General features: G+C 49.3%; 17 protein-coding genes. All 17 read left to right on the top strand.

The annotated features are described in order from the left end of the window. The first annotated feature begins 3 nt into the window (after positions 1-3). The 17 genes from DPO_RS00555 to DPO_RS00470 all read left to right on the top strand — a co-directional run bounded on the left by DPO_RS00555 (position 4) and on the right by DPO_RS00470 (position 17916). Positions 4-513 carry a dihydrofolate reductase family protein gene (locus tag DPO_RS00555; protein WP_006963578.1) on the top strand — a complete coding sequence of 170 codons (510 nt, stop codon included), beginning with the start codon at positions 4-6 and terminating at the stop codon, positions 511-513. A 161-nt stretch (positions 514-674) separates the two neighbouring features. After that, complete coding sequence (locus tag DPO_RS00550) at positions 675-1115, top strand: hypothetical protein (RefSeq protein WP_006963569.1); 441 nt, start codon at positions 675-677, stop codon at positions 1113-1115. Beyond that, positions 1112-2467 carry a multiheme c-type cytochrome gene (locus tag DPO_RS00545; protein WP_006963568.1) on the top strand — a complete coding sequence of 452 codons (1356 nt, stop codon included), beginning with the start codon at positions 1112-1114 and terminating at the stop codon, positions 2465-2467. The genes DPO_RS00550 and DPO_RS00545 overlap by 4 nt, the downstream gene beginning before the upstream one ends. A gap of 67 nt (positions 2468-2534) precedes the next feature. Next, the gene (locus DPO_RS00540) at positions 2535-2894 is read left to right on the top strand and encodes a DsrE family protein (protein ID WP_006963567.1); all 360 of its coding nucleotides are present in this window, start codon (positions 2535-2537) and stop codon (positions 2892-2894) included. Positions 2895-2939: 45 nt separating this feature from the next. Beyond that, positions 2940-3500, top strand: a complete 561-nt coding sequence (locus DPO_RS00535) for a manganese efflux pump MntP (RefSeq protein WP_006963565.1) — start codon at positions 2940-2942, stop codon at positions 3498-3500. 1044 nt (positions 3501-4544) lie between these two features. Beyond that, positions 4545-5255, top strand: coding sequence for a DUF2799 domain-containing protein (locus DPO_RS23570; protein ID WP_083911943.1), 711 nt, complete (start codon positions 4545-4547; stop codon positions 5253-5255). 325 nt (positions 5256-5580) lie between these two features. After that, on the top strand, positions 5581-6504 hold the full coding sequence (locus DPO_RS00520) for a hypothetical protein (protein ID WP_006963558.1): 924 nt from the start codon (positions 5581-5583) through the stop codon (positions 6502-6504). Positions 6505-6508: 4 nt separating this feature from the next. Next, positions 6509-6997 carry a tRNA (cytidine(34)-2'-O)-methyltransferase gene (locus DPO_RS00515; RefSeq protein ID WP_006963557.1) on the top strand — a complete coding sequence of 163 codons (489 nt, stop codon included), beginning with the start codon at positions 6509-6511 and terminating at the stop codon, positions 6995-6997. Between the two features lie 136 nt (positions 6998-7133). Next, positions 7134-7601, top strand: coding sequence for a GNAT family N-acetyltransferase (locus DPO_RS00510; protein ID WP_040011452.1), 468 nt, complete (start codon positions 7134-7136; stop codon positions 7599-7601). 241 nt (positions 7602-7842) lie between these two features. Next, positions 7843-8748 (top strand): amidohydrolase family protein, encoded by a 906-nt coding sequence (locus DPO_RS00505; RefSeq protein WP_006963555.1) that lies wholly within the window; start codon positions 7843-7845, stop codon positions 8746-8748. A gap of 6 nt (positions 8749-8754) precedes the next feature. After that, complete coding sequence (locus tag DPO_RS00500; protein WP_006963554.1) at positions 8755-10887, top strand: Tex family protein; 2133 nt, start codon at positions 8755-8757, stop codon at positions 10885-10887. Positions 10888-11052: 165 nt separating this feature from the next. After that, positions 11053-11550, top strand: coding sequence for a thiol peroxidase (tpx, locus tag DPO_RS00495; RefSeq protein ID WP_006963553.1), 498 nt, complete (start codon positions 11053-11055; stop codon positions 11548-11550). Positions 11551-11623: 73 nt separating this feature from the next. Beyond that, positions 11624-12130 (top strand): AsmA family protein, encoded by a 507-nt coding sequence (locus DPO_RS00490; RefSeq protein ID WP_006963552.1) that lies wholly within the window; start codon positions 11624-11626, stop codon positions 12128-12130. Between the two features lie 228 nt (positions 12131-12358). Next, positions 12359-13672, top strand: coding sequence for a hypothetical protein (locus DPO_RS00485; protein WP_006963551.1), 1314 nt, complete (start codon positions 12359-12361; stop codon positions 13670-13672). Positions 13673-13897: 225 nt separating this feature from the next. Then, positions 13898-15430, top strand: coding sequence for an AsmA family protein (locus DPO_RS00480; RefSeq protein WP_006963550.1), 1533 nt, complete (start codon positions 13898-13900; stop codon positions 15428-15430). Positions 15431-15577: 147 nt separating this feature from the next. After that, a complete protein-coding gene (locus tag DPO_RS00475; protein ID WP_006963549.1) occupies positions 15578-17152 on the top strand; it encodes an MBL fold metallo-hydrolase RNA specificity domain-containing protein in 1575 nt (524 codons plus the stop codon). A gap of 269 nt (positions 17153-17421) precedes the next feature. Then, complete coding sequence (locus DPO_RS00470; RefSeq protein ID WP_006963548.1) at positions 17422-17916, top strand: FKBP-type peptidyl-prolyl cis-trans isomerase; 495 nt, start codon at positions 17422-17424, stop codon at positions 17914-17916. Positions 17917-17946 lie beyond the last annotated feature (30 nt).

Raw genomic sequence — 17946 nt, 5'->3', positions numbered from 1 at the left:
CCCATGGAAGTGATTCTGCTCATGGCCATGACCGTGGACGGTAAAATCGCCAGAAATCAGATGGAACTGGTCAACTGGACCGGAAGTAAAGACAAGCAGTATTTTGTAAAGATCACCCGGAACGCCGGGGTGGTGATCATGGGATCCAAAACCTTTGACACCATCGGCCATCCTTTGCCGGGAAGAAAAAACATTGTCTTGACCAGGGACAAAACCCGGAAAAGTGATGATTCGTCCCTGGTGTTCACCGATCAGGCACCGGCACAGATACTGGCGGATCTGAAGCGCCAGGGGTTTGAGCAGGCCGCCCTGATCGGCGGATCGGTCATCAACTCTTTGTTTGCCAAAGAAAATCTCATCACTCAGATCCATTTGACGCTGGTACCGGCCGTGTTCGGCCAGGGGCTGTCTTTGTTCAATACGTCTTTGGATCTGTCTTTGGCATATGAAACCTGCAAAGAAATAGAAAAAGGGCATTTACTGCTCATCTACAAGGTGATACCTCATGTCTGAAAAAGAAAAGAAAAAAAACTGGTTGAAACGCCTGATGGAATGGATTATCCGGGGCAATGAAAAAGCGGCCCGGGAAGGAAATCTTTGCCCCTCCTGAGTCAAGAAGAATGACCGGCCGGGGGCCGGGTTGAAAAAATAATTTTTACAATATAAGGAACCGCATGCACTCCCAGATTGAAAATCTGTTAAAGAAAATCTCGTATATTGAAACGGATATGGAACTGCACAAACACATTCTTTTTTCCATCCCATCCGACCAAAAAGAGGAAATGGAAAAGGTCATGCAGATCATTGCCGAAAAAAAGCAGCAGGTTCAGGACCTGCGCCGGGAAATTAAACGCAAGGATCCGGCCGCGTATGACCGGATCCTTGCCATTGAAAAAGGAACGGAATTGTTTAAGACCATGGCCCGGGATAAGCAGTTTGACCGGGTGGACACCCCGGATGATTCCGGTGCCTGCAAAATCACCCTCAGTGATGGTACTGATGTGGACTGCCTGGTGGCGGCCCTGGAAAAAAATGGTGACTGGATGATTCTGACCCGGGACGGTGAAGTGAAACAATTCCCCAAAGGACTGGTAAAACAAGGAACAAAATCATGAAAAAACAGGTCTGCAACCACAACACCATTTTCAAAGCGGTGATTTTAGCGATTGTCCCGGCAGTCCTCGGGTGGGGGGCTGTTGCGTTGTCTAATCCGACCCAGACATTGGACCTGGACCGGTTTATTGATCCGGAAACCTGTGCCGGGTGTCATTATGAGATTTTTGAGCAATGGTCCAATTCCATGCACAACCTGGCCCACAAGGACCCGGTATATAACCGGGTGGCCAATTTTCTGCGCCAGGGGCTTTTCGACCAGGCAGAGATCGACGAGGCGGAATCGTGCGTGAAATGCCACACCCCGGTGGGCGTGATCACCGGATTTCCGGAAAAACTGTCTGATGATCTGTCAAAGACTCCTGCTATCGCTGCCCATGGCATTCAGTGTGATTACTGTCATTCCGCCGTGGATGTGCAGAAAATGTTTAACAACGGGCTGGTGCTGGAACCCGGGTATGGGGAAGATGATCCTGGTATCAAACACGGGCCGTTTGACGATGCAGAACCTGATTTTCACGAGGCGGCCTATTCCCCCCTGCATGAGAGTGCTGAATTCTGCGGCACCTGCCATGATGTCAAACATGTGACGTTTGGCACGGATCTGGAAACCACGTACACGGAATGGAAAAACAGCCCGTATAATTCAGATGATCCGGATGAACGTATCACCTGCCAGGGGTGTCATATGTACCAGCGGCCCGGCGTGCCGGCCACCGCCACCACGGAACGGCCTGAAAACCCGGGATCTGCCGCAGATTACAGCATGGAAAGACCCCATATCTTCACCCATTATTTTGTGGGGGCCAATTCCGGCGTGCCGGCATCTTTCGGAGATTCGGAGAAACCGGATATGGCAAAGGCGCGCTTGCAGCATGCAGCCAACCTGGATCTGGATCTGTCGAATCTGGACAAAAATCAGCTGGGCATCATTGTTTCCAATACCGGGGCCGGCCATTCCCTGCCCACGGGTCTGGCGGACATGCGCCAGATGTGGCTGGAAGTCATTATCCAGGACAAGAACGGGACCCGGATTTTTGAAACCGGGATTCTGGATGACAAAAAGGAACTGCCTGAAAATACGTTGATTTACAGAACGGTGTTCGGGGACGGCAAAGGCAATCCGGTTCTCAACCTGGCCAAGGCCAGAGAAGTGCTTCATGACAACCGGATTCCGGCAAAAGGACAGGCAAAAGAAATGATCACTCTGGACCGGGCCCTGGAAAAAGGATCGGAAATTCAGGTCCGGCTGCTGTACCGGAGCATGCCCCAGAAGGTGCTGAATCTGCTTCCCGGTGAGCCGTTAGGCCCTTTGCCCGTGGTGGAAATGGTTCGGACGTCCCATACGCTGTGATCCAGTCGAACCGGGGTTTGATCCCGGAAGCTTGACTTTTTGAATCCATGAAAAAAAGGAGCATCCAATGACAAACAATGTGGTAATCGCACTGTCGTGTGGCACCAATGACACCAATCGGGCGACCCGGGCCATTCACCTGGCCACCATCGCGCACAAGGAAGGGAAAAATACCAGTCTGTTTTTACTGGATGAAGGGGTATATCTGGCCAAAGAAGGGATCATTACCCATGTGAGGGCTGCCACCGGGGATGTGGCCGATGACCTTTTAGCCTATCTTCAGGCCCATGAGGTGCCGATTCTGGTGTGCACCCCCTGTGCCAGTGCCCGCCAGATCAAGGAAGAAGATCTGATCGAGGGTGCACGCATGGCATCGGCTGCGGAATTCATTAATTTGTCCTGTGATGCCGCAGTGATCAGCCTGTAAATCAATGAACCCGTTGTCCAGGGATGGTTTTGAAAAAGGAGGGGCGTGGGAGCAGCGGACATTTTTCTGATCGCCCTGGGCCTGGGTATGGATGCGGCCGCGGTAAGTCTGGCTGCCTCAGCGGCGGGATATGCCGGCAATGCCCGGGCCGTGTTCCGGCTGTCGTTTCATTTCGGGCTATTCCAGTTTCTGTTTCCGGTGCTGGGCTGGTTCCTGGGACTGGGGCTTTTGGTGTTCATCCAGGCGTTCAGTCACTGGGTGGCGTTTCTTTTGCTCATGGTGGTGGGCGGCCGCATGGTGATCTCCGGGCTGGATCCAAATCCGGAATCCCATGGCAAAGACCCGTCCCGGGGCATGACCATGGTGATGCTGAGCATTGCCGTGAGCATTGATGCGTTGGCCGTGGGCTTGAGTTTTGCCATGCTGGGGGTGGCCATCTGGTTTCCGAGCATCGTCATCGGTGTGGTTACCTCGGGCATGTCGTTGCTGGCCATCCGTATCGGGCGGCATCTGGGGGCGATGCTGGGCAAGCGCATGGAGATCGTTGGGGGTGTGGTGCTCATCGGTATCGGTTTTCGGATCCTGCTGGTACAGCTTCTGGCGTGACACAGGTTGTTTTTCACTGGTTCCGGCTGGGCCAAAGACCCGTGCCGGGCGGCCCCTGTGAGCCTCACCCTCTGCCGTGTTTGACAGGGCGGTTCCATCTGGGAACATTGGCGGAGTCATAAGACCGGATCTGACCGCCACCGCTATCAAGTCCTTGGAATAATTATCAGCACTTTCACTTCAGCCATGAGGGTCGAGGCAGTGGTACACAGCCAAGTACGCATTGACACAGCAGTTGTTACAACCTGAGAAAAATTTCCTTTTTCTGTCTATTCAATCCGAAGGACATACTAAGAGCTACAATTTACATTACAACAAAATCCGACGACTATCGAAAACTTATAGGTGATGATTTCCCATTAAAACCCGAGATCAGCGACTGGAGCGCAAGAATCGTTAAGGTTGAAAAGATTGAGAACGATGAATCATCTATTCTATATGACTATGAAAAGAAAGGCGGAAATCTCAACGAATGGCCACAAATAACGATCTTCATGCACGGCCATGGCTTATTTTTCTTTCTTATCGCAGCTCCGACTTTGATCATCCTCTTTTTATATCTTCTAACAAAAGCCAAGATAGTAGATATCCGGTTGAGCAAACCTTTCGTATCTTCTCATAAAATCAAAGGTCTTGAAGAAAAAATAATGCTCAACCAGTCGGTCCATACAACTTCAGCCATCGCTCTGCGCTGACCTACGCGTATGACCTTCAAGTTACCTTTCTTCTCAGTTTAATGATAATTGTCCAAAGCAAAAAGATTCAGGCTTGAATTTCCTGAAGGATACCAATATTATTGAAAACTTGGTATGGTCGATTTGTCCAGGGATGGTGGTTGCAAAATGGTTGATATTTGACAAAGGGAAAAAATGCGGATCTGGTTTTGTTTGTACTATTCCAAAAATGGGAGAAATCAGATATATCGGGATAAACATTTCTGCACTTCTTCCATATTAACGCCTTACTCCTTAGTTTCTGTGAAAAAAACAAGAAAATGAAGAGGGGCACTTGGGTCGCGGGTTTTCCGCGTTTGGAGATCTTTTCATGGCAAGAATATGGTATGGATATGTCCATAATAGTGCAGCGAACAAGGGGAAAAGGATGTCCTTTATAATTTCACAAATCGTATCATCCTGCCTTACGCTGTTGATATTTGGATCAGCACTGTTTCTCACAGGGGGGTGTGCCAAAATGGATGCATCACAATGCAGAAATGCAGACTGGGAGATTATCGGTTTCGAAGATGGCAGTGCCGGAAGATTGCCGTCTTATCTAAGCAACTACCGGAAAGCATGTGCAAAATATGATATTATTCCAGAGCTTGATTTCTATTTGAGAGGCCATGCCAATGGATTAATCGAATTCTGTACCGAAACGAACGGTTTTTTGTCAGGGAAAAAAGGACTGGAATATAATGGGGTCTGCCCGCGGGGGCTATCGGATAATTTTCTTGCAGGTTACCAGATTGGACTGCGCTTTTATATTGTTTCCAGCGCCATTGACAAGATGGAATTCTGCTTGCGAAACGAGCAGAAAAAGTTGAAAGAACTGCGAAAAGAGTTGAGACATAAAGAAGAAATGCTGATACAGGACAGCACTTCTGAAAGTGATCGTCGACGTCTTTTGAACGAAACCAAGGATGCCCGCTTGAAAATCGAACGATTAGAAAAAAAGATTTTCCATACAAGAAAAGATATTCAGATGAAACAGTATGAGTATGAACAGTTGAGCATTCAATATGGAAGCCAGGGATGAGGAATTTGCAAAGGATTTTGATTCCGGATATGCCATGACATTATCAACCGTGATGGTGTTGATGGGCTGCGGTACTACATTGACAAGGCCGTGACCCGGAAGCAGTCAGACCGGATTAACACATCCGGGTATCTGAAAACGCTCTTTGAAATAGCCGGACCGCGATGCATATGTGGCAGCCATGCCTTCGCAGATCATGAGGCCGGACATGTTCCTGCTGGAAGGTGGGCATCATCAGCACAATTTTTAGGGTGACATCCCGCCTTTTTTCTGGTTTGATACCAGGCTTAAGGATCTACCTAAACCCGGAAAAGGAAAAAAAGATATGGTTGCTGTGTCCCCCAAAGTCAAAAAATGGATAGACGAAAAAAAAGACCCCAGGAGCGCCCACTGGCAGGCCGGTCTTGACAAGGTTCTGGACCTTTTTCTGCCGGATCTGGAAAAAGGTAAGATCATTCCGGTGAGGGGGATGGAGGACCGGGATCTTGGCCTGTTTAAAATGGTGCTGGAAAAGGTGGATGTCAGTCCGGCGGTTTATGCGGCCTTTTTTCCCCAGGCAATCGCCGATGCCATTGTTCCCCCGAATTCGGCAGAGGAGACCCTGCGCATTGAAAAGGGGAAACCCTCATGTAAAATGATCTTTTTCAGACCGGGGGAAGAGGACCGGATCATCAGTGCGGAAATCAGTGAGCAGGCGTATAAGCCAGGCGCTGATATCTTCCAGTCCGGGGCGCTGCTGGGATCCTATGATTATGAAAATACCGAGGACTGCCTGGACGGCTTAAATAAAGTGGTAAAGACCCATCTGTGGAAAAAAGAGTTCTGGCTGAAAAAAGATTATCAAACCTATACCCTGAACTGGTTTGAACGCGTCCAATATCTGAATACCGCTAAGGTAAGTGTGGACAAGACCTTTTCATTTTTTCACAGCCCCTCCCTGATTAAAACCCATCGGGTGGATGGATTGTTCCAGCTTTTTTTTCTTTTGCTCAATAAGCAGTATTCACAGATAGCTTACCTGGAATCCAATCCCGCATGGGTCCAAAAAGTGAAAGACCGGGATTCAGACTTCTGCAGGACCATGGCCCAAAACCATATTTTGAAGCTTCTAAATCTGATAAAGGACCTTGATCTCATGGATTTTGCCGGATTCAGCGACGGTGAGAACAAAGCGTTTCACACTGAATTTGCCAGGACCGAGGAGAAGCTCCGGGACCGTCTCATGCACCTGAGTGTCAAAAAGGGATAAATGCATGGTTGAATTGAACATTGTCCTGTTGGAACCTGAAATACCCCAGAATACCGGGAATATCGGCAGGATCTGCAATGCCATGGGGTCATCGCTGCACCTGATCGAGCCCTTAGGATTCTCCATTGAGGATAAGTATTTAAAACGTGCCGGCCTTGATTATTGGAAAGACCTCAACGTCAAGTCATACAAAGATTATGGACAGTTTCTTGCCCAGAATCCCCAGGGCCAGAAAGTGTTTCTTTCAAAAAAAGCCGGGGTGCGGTGCGACCGCTTACCTTATTCAAATACGGTCTATCTGATCTTTGGAAAAGAATCCGTGGGCCTGCCTGAACAATTACTCCTGGAAAACAAAGACACCTGCGTAAGGGTGCCCATTTCCGTTTGTTCAAGATCCTTGAACCTGGCCAATGCCGTTGCCATTTTAAGTTATGAGGTCATGCGGCAGCATAGGTTCACAGGTCTCAAGGCCCAGGGAGATCTCTCGTTATGATACGGGCAGATTATCCGATACCGGAAATTTAACGTAAGGATTTAATAAAGCATACCAATGCAATTCAAAAGCTGATAATGTGGATTTCCAATGTAATCAGGGTGCAATGATTGTGATGTTTCAGAGACGAACAACAATGGAAACTACTATTGCTGATATTGAAAATGCGGCGCAAATTTTAAGACTCCAAAAGATGGCGTATCAAAGTGAAGCGGAATTATATCAGAATTACAACATCCCTCCCTTAACGCAAACTATTGCAGAAATCAGAGAGAAATTTGACACTCAGATTTTTTATAAAACGGTTGTCGAAAATAATATACTCGGTTCTGTGAGAGCATATTCTGATGAAACTTCATGCTTTATTGGCCGATTAATTGTTCATCCTGACATTCAAGGCAAAGGCATCGGAACAAGGCTAATGAATGCCATCGAAGAACATTTTTCTGAAGCTCAAAGGTACGAGTTGTTTACAGGGACAAAGAGTATTGCAAACATTCGTCTTTATGAAAGGCTGGGGTATAAACCGTTCAAGGAAATGGTAGTAGACAAATCCCTTTCATTAATTTTTATGGAAAAAGCGGGGAATCCCTTTCTGAGATAATTTGTCATCAACGATTGCTCAATGATAATCCAATACATGAGAATTCATGGCTTTGAAAAACAATGGGTACCAATACAAATCATGAGCTCAATACAGTGAAAGACCTGGACAATGGAAATGAAAACGATGGACTATGCTTTTCTGTGCCGGCAGCAAAATTTGGCGATGCACACCCCCGCCAGGGACGGCACTATGCCGACAGATATTCATCATGATTATTTTTTGCGGAGATACTCACTAAATGCTGTCACCGGATCTTCCTTATTACAATGACTCTGAAGGAGACTGCCTGCCATCCGGCATCTCCTGCGCCATCGATGCCCATGTGCATGTGTTTCCGGACAGCACTTTTCACGCAGTGCGGAACTGGTTTGACGCCCACGCCTGGCAGATCCGGTACCGGGATACCAGTGAGAATCTGATCCGGTTTCTGTTGGACAGGGGCGTGGCCCATGTTATTGCGTTGCAGTATGCCCACAAGCCAGGCATTGCCCGGGAATTGAATGCGTATATGGCCGGACTGTGCCGGATGTTTGAAGGACGGATGACCGGGATGGCCACGGTATTTCCCGGGGAAACAGGCGCTGCGGATATCCTGACCCGGGCCTTTGATCAGGGCTTGGGCGGGGTGAAGCTGCATGTCCATGTCCAGTGCTTTGATCTGGACAGCCCGGACATGGATGAGATCTGTGCGGTGTGTTCGGATCATGGCAAACCCATGGTGGTGCATGCCGGCCGGGAACCCAAAAGTGACCATTACCGGTGCGATCCCCATGAATTGTGCCGGGCCGGCAAAGTGGCTTCGGTCCTCACCCGGTTTCCGGACCTGAAATTCTGCGTGCCCCATCTGGGATTTGACGAGGTGTCGGAGTATTCTTTTCTGATGGCAACCCATGAAAACCTGTGGCTGGACACTGCCATGGTACTTACCGATTATTTCCCTGCATCTGCCCGGCCGGATCTTAGGTCGTTTCCGCTGGACCGGGTCATGTATGGGTCGGATTTTCCCAATATCCCCTATGCCTGGGACCGGGAACTCAAATGGCTGGCAGGGGCCGGGCTTTCTTCTTGGGAACTGGCACAGGTTACCTGGAAAAATGCGGCCCGGTTTTTCAATCTTGACTTTGACGATTCCCTCAGCTACTAGACGGACATGACACACATTTCTTTTATCAGTCAGGATCTTCAAATATCTGAAAAACAGGTGGCTGCGGTGTTAACCCTGCTGGATCAGGGTGCCACCGTGCCGTTCATCGCCCGGTACAGAAAGGAACAAACCGGGTCTCTGGATGAAGTCGCCATCACCGGGATCCGGGACCGGCACCAAGCCATGGTTGCCCTGGATGCCAGAAAGACCGCCATCACAGCTTCTTTGACTGAAAGAGACCTGTTGACACCGGACCTGGCCCGGGCAATTCAGAAGGCTGCCACCCTGGCGGGTCTGGAAGACCTGTATGAAAAATACCGGCCCCGGCGCCGGACCCGGGCCATGGCGGCCCGGGAACAGGGGCTGGATCCGCTGGCGGATCTGCTGCTGGCCCAGTCTTTAAATACGGATATTACCCATGCAGCCCGGCGGTTTGTGGATCTCGGCAGAGGTGTGGAAACACCCGACCAGGCCTTGGCCGGGGCCAGGGACATCATTGCCGAAATCGTGAATGAAGACCCCCGGGTCAGAGAAGCGGTGCGCCAGATATACATAAAACAGGGTGTGATCCAGTCCCGGGTCAAAAAAGGTCAGGAACAGCCCGGCGACAAATTCCATGATTATTTCGACTGGCAGGAGCCCGCATTCAAAGCCCCGTCCCACCGGATACTGGCAATGCTTAGGGGAGCGAAACAAGGCGTGCTCACCCTGCATGTGGCAGTGGAGCCTGAGACAGCGGTCCGGACCATGGGGGCATTTTATCTGAAAAAACAGCCGTCCGCCTGCCGGGACCAGGTATCGATCGCCATTCTGGACGCGTACAAGCGGCTTTTAGGGAAATCTCTGGAAAAAGAATGTCTTCAGGCGTTGAAATCCACGGCAGATGATCAGGCCATTCAGGTATTTGTCAGCAATCTCAAAGACCTGCTCCTGGCCCCGCCTTTAGGTGAAAAACCGATACTGGCCCTGGATCCGGGGTTCAGAACCGGTTGCAAGGTCGTCTGCCTGGATGCCAAAGGGGATTTGTGCCACCATGGGGTGATATACCCCCATTTCAAAGAGGCGGACAGAGAAAAAGCAGGCCGCCTGGTGGCGGATCTGGTGGATCAATATCAAATCCAGGCAGTGGCCGTGGGAAACGGCACGGCCGGCAGAGAAACTCTGGCCTTTGTCCGGGAACTGGGTCTGCCCGATCGGGTCGAGATTTTGATGGTGGATGAAAGCGGGGCATCGGTCTATTCTGCCTCAGACATTGCCCGGCAGGAGTTTCCGGATCACGATATCACGGTAAGAGGGGCCGTATCCATCGGCCGGCGCCTCATGGATCCGCTGGCTGAGCTGGTGAAAATCGATCCCCGGTCCATTGGTGTGGGCCAGTACCAGCATGATGTGGATCAAAAACAGCTGCGCCAGGCCCTGGATGACACTGTCCAGATCTGTGTCAACCAGGTGGGCGTGGAGGTCAACACCGCATCCCGGGAACTGCTGGCCCGGGTGGCCGGGTTGAATGACACCATTGCCGCCAATCTGGTGCAGTACCGGCAGGAAAACGGGCCGTTTGACAGCCGGAAGGCGTTTTTGAAAGTGCCCCGGCTGGGCCCCAAGGCGTTTGAACAGGCAGCCGGATTTCTGCGGGTTTGCAATGGAAAAAATCCTTTGGATGCCTCAGGCATTCATCCGGAATCCTATGGTATTGTGGAACAGATGGCAAAAGACCAGGGGTGTGCCCCCAAGGACCTGGTGGGAAGTCCGGACCGGGTGAAAAAAATCGACCCCCGGGCCTATATCAGTGATCAGACCGGACTGCCCACGCTTACCGATATTCTGGCGGAACTCCGGCTGCCGGGCCGGGATCCCAGAAAATCCTTTCAAAGTGTTGCATTTGATCCGTCCGTTTCAGACATCCAGGATCTGGTCCCGGGCATGATGTTGCCCGGTATCGTGACCAATGTCACCGCGTTCGGGGCGTTTGTGGACATCGGCGTCCACCGGGACGGCCTGGTGCATATCAGCCAGATGGCGGACCGGTTCATCAAAAATCCAAGCGAGGTTGTTTCAGTGCACCAGGCGGTCCAGGTCAGGGTCCTGGAAGTGGATACCGCCAAAAAACACATCTCTCTATCGCTGAAATCCGTCTGAAAAAATCGTTAAAAAATGATAATGCGTTGAAATCGGCTCAGACCGCATTACATTATCTGAATCATGCAGCAGTAAAAGGAAAAACCGGTCTAAAAAGTTAAAACAAGTGGATTTCAATGAAATCCGCGGTTATAATAATTCATTTCAAATAAAAGGAGAATCCCCATGGCTTCTACCAAACTATCAGGCAATCCGGTCTCTCTGGCAGGCGAATTTCCAATCAAGGGTACGACGGCACCTGATTTCACCGCCGTGAATCAGGACCTGTCTGAAATCACGCTGAAATCCTTTGAAGGCAAACGCAAGGTGCTCAACATTTTTCCCAGCATTGACACGGATGTGTGCGCCACGTCCGTGCGTAAATTCAATGAAAAGGCAGCCGGCCTGGATAACACCCAGGTGATCTGTCTGTCAAAAGATCTGCCTTTTGCCCTTAAACGGTTCTGCGGGGCGGAAGGCATTGACAATGTGGTGGCCGCCTCTCTTTTCAGGGATGCGGAATTTCCGGGAAACGCCGGGGTTTTGATCACGGACGGGCCGATGAAAGGCCTGACCGCCCGGGCGGTTATGGTGCTGAATGAAAAAAATCAAGTCATATATGCCCAGCTGGTGGATGATATTACCCACGAACCGGATTATGACGCGGCCCTGGCAGCGCTGTAAACCGGTCAAAACACCCGGCGGGCACCACCTGAAAAATTTGTAAACTTGTTTTACTCAAGAAACAGGGGGAGTTATGAGTCGTTTGATAAAATGGGTTCTGGGAATCGTGGCAATCCTGGTCGTGTTAATGGTGGCCGCAGTGGTGCTGGTTCCCATGCTGGTGGATGTCCAGCAGTATAAACCCAGACTGGAGGAACTGGTAACCAAGCAGACCGGCCGGTCTTTTACCATGGGAAATGACATAGATGTGTCTGTATTCCCCTGGGTCGGGGTCCGATTGTCGGATGTCCGCCTGGGCAGCCCGGAAGGATTCACTGCAACGGATATGGTGGCAGTGGATCAGTTTGAAGTTCGGCTCAAGGTGATGCCCCTGTTCTCCCGGCGCATCGAGATCAGTACTTTTGCGTTGAATGCCCCTAAGATCTTTCTGGAGCGTCGAAAAGACGGCCGGGCCAACTGGGAAGGCTTTGGTAAAACAGATGCCCGGGACGGTGAAAAGAAACCAGCCGCAGAAAAGTCAGAATCAAAGGACTCGGGCTTGCCCATTGAATCGCTGATGGTGGACAGCAATTCTCGGTGAACCTAAAAATGCTGTAAAATCGGCTTTTCATGCATCAGATATTTTTTTTACTTCGTAATATTTTTTCCAATCTCACTGGCATTGCCTGAGGCATCACAAAGCCGTAATCTCCTTGACGGGAAATTTAAATATTTTATAACTAATTGAAATAATTGAAAATATAAACTAGACTTTTTTATCATTTTATGATAGCTTTATCCAAATGCACAATACTTGGGAGCTATCAGCTTGAATACTGGAACAAAACTTGGTTTTTCAAACCTCAGAAAGTCGGTCTCAGCCCGCGTCAATGAAATCGCTGAGATTGAGATGCGGCAGGTTGGAAAAATCAAGCATTCCATGCATGATGCCTGTCTGAGCGCCCTTGCCATGATGTATTTTCAAGATGCTTCAATGCTCGAATTTCAAAGACGTCTGCAGGAACAGACGCAAATGAATAATCTGCAGACGTTGTTTCAAGTTGAAACGATTCCCAAAGACAACCAATTAAGAGACATCATTGATGCCATACCTTCTCAAAAGCTGCTTCCAATTTTCAACGATTTTTTCCGACTGCTGCAACGGGGAAATCAGTTGCAACCTTTTCAATTTCTGGATGAGGGGTATCTCCTGCCCATTGATGGTACACAGTATTTCAGTTCAGAAACTATCAACTGCCCCTCATGTTTAACAAAGGGTTACAAAAATGGAACCATTAATTACTCCCATAAAGTTTTGGGCGCGTCTATTGTGCATCCAGAAAAAAAACAGGTGGTCCCGTTGGCACCGGAACCAATCAAAAACAGTGATGGTTCAAAAAAACAGGATTGTGAGATCAACGCCGGCAAGCGCTTTTTAAACCGGATTCGACAAGAGCATCCAAAACTGGAGATCGTGATTACAGCCGATGATCTGTATTCAAGGCAGCCGTTTATTGAGGCTCTCAATCAAAACAAAATGTCATATATTCTGATAGCAAAGCCCAGCAGCCATAAGGTTTTATTCGATCAACTCATAGAAAAAGAGGATCTGGACCAGGCTCACCTTTTGGAGTGGCAGGATAACGAGGGCGCCATTCATAGATATGAATGGATCAATGATATCAGGTTGAATGGAAACAAATCAGCACCGCTGGTCAATTTTTTTGAATACAGCATCATCCGGGATGGAGATAAAATCACCTATAAAAACAGCTGGGTCACTGATATCCGGGTCACTGGCAACAATGTGAAAAAGCTTGTCAAGGCAGGTCGGGCAAAATGGAAAATTGAAAACGAAAATTTCAATACCCTGAAAAATCTTGGTTATCATGCTGAGCACAACTATGGCCATGGAAAAAAGAACTTATCATTCAATTTTTTCCTGTTTACCCTGCTGGCTTTTTTTATGCATCAAATCATTGAACTCAAAGACCCTTTGTACCAAATAGCCAGGGCCAAATTCAGTGCAAAAAAAGAATTCTGGAACCAGTTGCGTTGTACAATCCGGGTCATAATATTCGAAAATTGGGAATCACTGCTTGGTTTTGTGATCTCCCCACCAACCGATATTCGTGCTCCATGAAAATTTGCTTCGCCCGGTCAACAAATGATTCTGATTCATCAAGGCCGTTTCAGGTCAATGGATCTCTATTGGCTTCTATCCGGTTTTCTTGACATTTTCCACAAACCTGATACATAAATGCCTGCGATTTGGGCTGAAAAATCCTAATTCTCAGCTGACATCGGACTGAATTTTGGTGGATTGACATTTTTCTGGGAATTTTAGACCTTCACCGAGAATTGCTGGATGGTGGAAGATTTCACCATCAGCGATGGGCAGGTTGTTTTTTCAGACAAGGCAGCCGGTCTGAAAAAGCAGATCACTGACCTGAATCTGACTCTGGGAGATATCAGCCTGGACAAGCCGGTACAGATCGATTTTACGGCCCGGATGGATGAAAAACCCGTATCTTTGAACGGAAACATCGGTCCGATGGGAAACAATCCCGGCAAATCAGACATTGATTTTGATCTGGTAATGAAAGCCCTGGGAGTGATGGATGTGACCCTGGCCGGCAAACTGTCGGATCCGTCCAATGACCCCCGGGTGGACATGGACCTGGATGTGGCCCCGTTTTCTTTGCGCAAACTCATGGCTGAACTGGAACAGACCTTTTTCATGGAAACGGCGGATCCGGCTGTGTTTGAAAAAATCGCTTTGCGTACCCATATTTCAGGTAATGCGTCTGCGGTGTCTCTGGCCCGCGGGCAAATGACCCTGGATGACACTTCTTTGACGTTCAGTGGGGCCGCAAAAGCGTTTGACAAGCCGGATGTTGCATTTGATCTGGCCCTGGACCAGATTGATCTGGACCGGTACCTGCCCCCGGCACAGGAGAAACCCAAAGCCGGGAGCCCGTCTTCCAACGGAAAAAAAGGGGCCGCTTCCGGTTCATCTCCTGACTATGGTCCTTTGCGCAAACTGGTGCTGGACGGCAAACTGAAGATCGGGCAGATGACAGCGTCCAATATGACGGTTTCAGACATGACGACCCATGTGACAGCCAGAAACGGTCAGATTGCCCTGGATCCGTTCTCCCTGAACCTGTATCAGGGCAGCCTGGCTTCCACACTGGGGGTGGATGTGCGCAAAAAATCTCCTGTCACCCGAATAAACCTGGATCTGAACGGCATCCAGGCCGGTCCTTTGATCAGAGATGCCATGGAAAAAGATCTGATTTCCGGTTCATTGACCGGGGATGCTGTCTTGACCATGGCCGGGGATACGGCGGATCAAATCAAGAAAACCCTGGACGGCAAAGGAAAAATGACTTTTACAGACGGTGCCGTTGAAGGCATTGATATTGCCGGCATGGTCCGCAATGCCGCTGCCAAAGCCGGGCTGGGACAACCGGTCACTGAAAAACCCAGAACCGATTTTGCGGAGTTAAGTCTGCCGTTTTCCGTGGGGCAGGGGATTTTCAATATCATGGACGCCGGGTTGAAATCTCCGCTTCTGCGGGTCAATGCAGGGGGTCAGGCGTATCTGTTAAAAGAAACGTTGGATATCCGTGTGGAACCCAAGCTGGTGGGAACATTGAAAGGCCAGGGCGATACCGCGGACCGAACAGGGATTATGGTGCCGCTGCGGGTCACCGGACCGTTTGCATCCCCTAAAATCCGGCCGGATCTGGCGGGATTGCTGGGAGGCGGGTTGCCGGACAAGGAAAAGATTAAAGAGATGATCGATACAAAAAAATTGCCGGCCACAGACACAAAATCCCTGGAAGAAGAGGGGAAAAAAGTGTTGAAAGGGTTGTTGCCGGGCCTTCAAAATTGATGAATTACCCCAATTGAAGGGAAAATATGCGGATCTGCTGAAAAAAGTGTTTCAATAGCATCCATCGCAAACGGTCAATCACTGCCTGGCCCGGATCGGTCAGGCGTTAAATCAAACATACGGACAACCAAAGGAAGCGAGGCAAAAATGGAATGTCAATTTCTGGGCGGAACCGGTGAAGTCACCGGTTCCATGCACCTTTTGAATACGGGTCGGGATGAAATCCTTTTAGATTGCGGCATGTTTCAGGGGCGGCGCAAGGAAAGCAATGAAAAAAATCGTTATTTTCCCGTGGATCCGGCTAAGATTACCAACATGGTGCTGTCCCATGCCCATATTGATCATTCCGGCCGGATCCCCGTGCTGACCCAGGCCGGATTCTCCGGCCGGATCATCACCACCCGTCCCACCCAGAATGCATTGTCCTATATGCTGATGGACAGTGGACATATCCAGGAATCCGATGCCCAGTATCTGAATTACAAATCTTTGCGAACGTTTCTTTACCAGGAAGAGCAGAAAAAGAAAAATCAGCAGCTGACCAACAAGGAAAAATCACAGGTCAAGCGTCTGCTCAAAAAAAATCCATATGACCTGAATACGGATGCCATTGCCAAGCTTCAGAACCAGTATGGTCTTGACATCATTGCTCCGTTGTACACCCAGGATCAGGCCAGACAAGCCTTGACCTATATTGATGGGTATCCTTTCAACCATGAAATTCCCGTGGGCCGGGATACCACGGTTAAATTTTATGTGGCCGGTCATATTCTTGGATCTGCATTTTCCCTGTTCACTGTGAAAGATAACGGTCGTATCCGCAAAATTCTGTATACCGGAGATATCGGGCGTTTTGACAAACCGATTCTCAAAAATCCGACCCTGGAATTTGATGAACAAGATACAAAAATCGATCTGATGATCATGGAAAGCACCTATGGGGCACGAGAGCATGGGCCGGTGGCGGATCTGGAAACCAGCCTGAAAAAAGTGCTGCTGGAAACCCACCAAAGGGGCGGATCATTGATTATTCCTTCATTTGCCTACGGCAGAACCCAGGAACTGATTTATGTGTTTCATAAATTGTATGAATCCGGACAGGTGCCCCAGCTGCCCATTTATGTGGACAGCCCTTTGGCATCCAATCTGACCCGGGTGTTTGGCGAGCATCCGGAGACCTATGACAGGGAAACCCATGCCGCATTTCTGGAAAAAGGATTGAATCCATTCTATTTTGATAAGATCCGGTTTGTTCAGACGGTCGAAGAGTCCATGAACCTGACCCGGGATGAAACGCCCCATGTGGTGATTTCCGCATCCGGCATGTGTGAAGCCGGGCGCATCCTTCATCATTTGCGGTATAAGATTCACAACCCTAAAAATACGATTCTGATTGTGGGATATATGGCCCAGCACACTTTGGGACGCCGGATCGAGGAACTGGGTGAACAGGCAGCCGAAGCAAACGGATCAGAGGTTCCCGAGGTTAAAATTTTCGGAAAATCCTATCCATTGGCCGCCCGGGTGGAAAAAATCGAAGGGTTCAGTGCCCATGCAGACAAGCACGAACTGATGCGGTTTGTCACACAGTCCAACCTGGATGTCGACAAAATCGCCATTGTCCATGGGGAAGAATCCCAGAGCAAAGCATTTGCTGCTGATTTGAGGGAACACGGATATGACGCGTTCATACCTGCTCCCGGAGATATCGTTCAGTTTTAATCGATGATTTCAGAAGGGTCACTGGCTTCTTGTTTTTGGCGATCACCCAGATGTCATGATATACGATACACCATATCCTGTTGGTGGGAAAGAAAAAATACAGAATAATGTTGGACAACCTGCATTTCACGTTTTATGTTAATTTTCAGTTTCGTTTTCCCGGTCCGGGTACCAGGGAAATAAATATGAATGACCGGCTTTGGAATTCAAGAATAAAAGGCCGGCGACCGGGGTAAATTGATATATACCCTGAAAGGATTTTTTGTACAATGACTGATACCATCAAAGCAGGCGACACCATTTCTGTGGATTACACGGGAAAAAAACAGGACGGGACCGTGTTTGATTCATCTGAAGGAAAACAGCCTCTGAAATTTACCGTGGGATCGGGTATGCTGATCCAGGGATTTGACGAGGCGGTGGTGGGAATGAAGCCCGGTGAGTCCAAAACGGTGGAAGTGCCGCCGGATCAGGGGTATGGCCATCGACATGACGATGCGTTTGTGAACATTCCCAAAGCCCAGATTCCCGACGAGATCCCTTTAAGTGAAGGGCTTGTTCTTCAGCTTCAGGATCCCCAGGGCCGTCCCGTACCGGCGACTGTGACCGAAATCACGGATGAAAGTGTAAAAATGGATATCAACCATATGCTGGCCGGTGAAACATTGACCTTTGATATCACCGTCCGGGAAACCGGGCTGACTCCGGATACCCAGGACTGCGGACCCGGAGGATGTGAGTCCGGCTCCTGCCAGGGTTGCTGATGTCGAGTAATATTTAAACACAATCAGGTT

This window comes from Desulfotignum phosphitoxidans DSM 13687 (assembly GCF_000350545.1).
GTDB classification, from domain to species: domain Bacteria; phylum Desulfobacterota; class Desulfobacteria; order Desulfobacterales; family Desulfobacteraceae; genus Desulfotignum; species Desulfotignum phosphitoxidans.
Note: the sequence above shows the minus strand (reverse complement) of the source record. Positions and strands in the feature narration are given on the sequence as shown.

Coding starts and splice junctions, on each gene's coding strand:
- DPO_RS00550 (WP_006963569.1), top strand. CDS start 675: ATGCACTCCCAGATTGAAAATCTGTTAAAGAAAATCTCGTATATTGAA.
- DPO_RS00545 (WP_006963568.1), top strand. CDS start 1,112: ATGAAAAAACAGGTCTGCAACCACAACACCATTTTCAAAGCGGTGATT.
- DPO_RS00490 (WP_006963552.1), top strand. CDS start 11,624: ATGAGTCGTTTGATAAAATGGGTTCTGGGAATCGTGGCAATCCTGGTC.
- tpx (WP_006963553.1), top strand. CDS start 11,053: ATGGCTTCTACCAAACTATCAGGCAATCCGGTCTCTCTGGCAGGCGAA.
- DPO_RS00500 (WP_006963554.1), top strand. CDS start 8,755: ATGACACACATTTCTTTTATCAGTCAGGATCTTCAAATATCTGAAAAA.
- DPO_RS00475 (WP_006963549.1), top strand. CDS start 15,578: ATGGAATGTCAATTTCTGGGCGGAACCGGTGAAGTCACCGGTTCCATG.
- DPO_RS00470 (WP_006963548.1), top strand. CDS start 17,422: ATGACTGATACCATCAAAGCAGGCGACACCATTTCTGTGGATTACACG.
- DPO_RS23570 (WP_083911943.1), top strand. CDS start 4,545: ATGGCAAGAATATGGTATGGATATGTCCATAATAGTGCAGCGAACAAG.
- DPO_RS00505 (WP_006963555.1), top strand. CDS start 7,843: ATGCTGTCACCGGATCTTCCTTATTACAATGACTCTGAAGGAGACTGC.
- DPO_RS00480 (WP_006963550.1), top strand. CDS start 13,898: ATGGTGGAAGATTTCACCATCAGCGATGGGCAGGTTGTTTTTTCAGAC.
- DPO_RS00520 (WP_006963558.1), top strand. CDS start 5,581: ATGGTTGCTGTGTCCCCCAAAGTCAAAAAATGGATAGACGAAAAAAAA.
- DPO_RS00510 (WP_040011452.1), top strand. CDS start 7,134: ATGGAAACTACTATTGCTGATATTGAAAATGCGGCGCAAATTTTAAGA.
- DPO_RS00515 (WP_006963557.1), top strand. CDS start 6,509: ATGGTTGAATTGAACATTGTCCTGTTGGAACCTGAAATACCCCAGAAT.
- DPO_RS00540 (WP_006963567.1), top strand. CDS start 2,535: ATGACAAACAATGTGGTAATCGCACTGTCGTGTGGCACCAATGACACC.
- DPO_RS00555 (WP_006963578.1), top strand. CDS start 4: ATGGAAGTGATTCTGCTCATGGCCATGACCGTGGACGGTAAAATCGCC.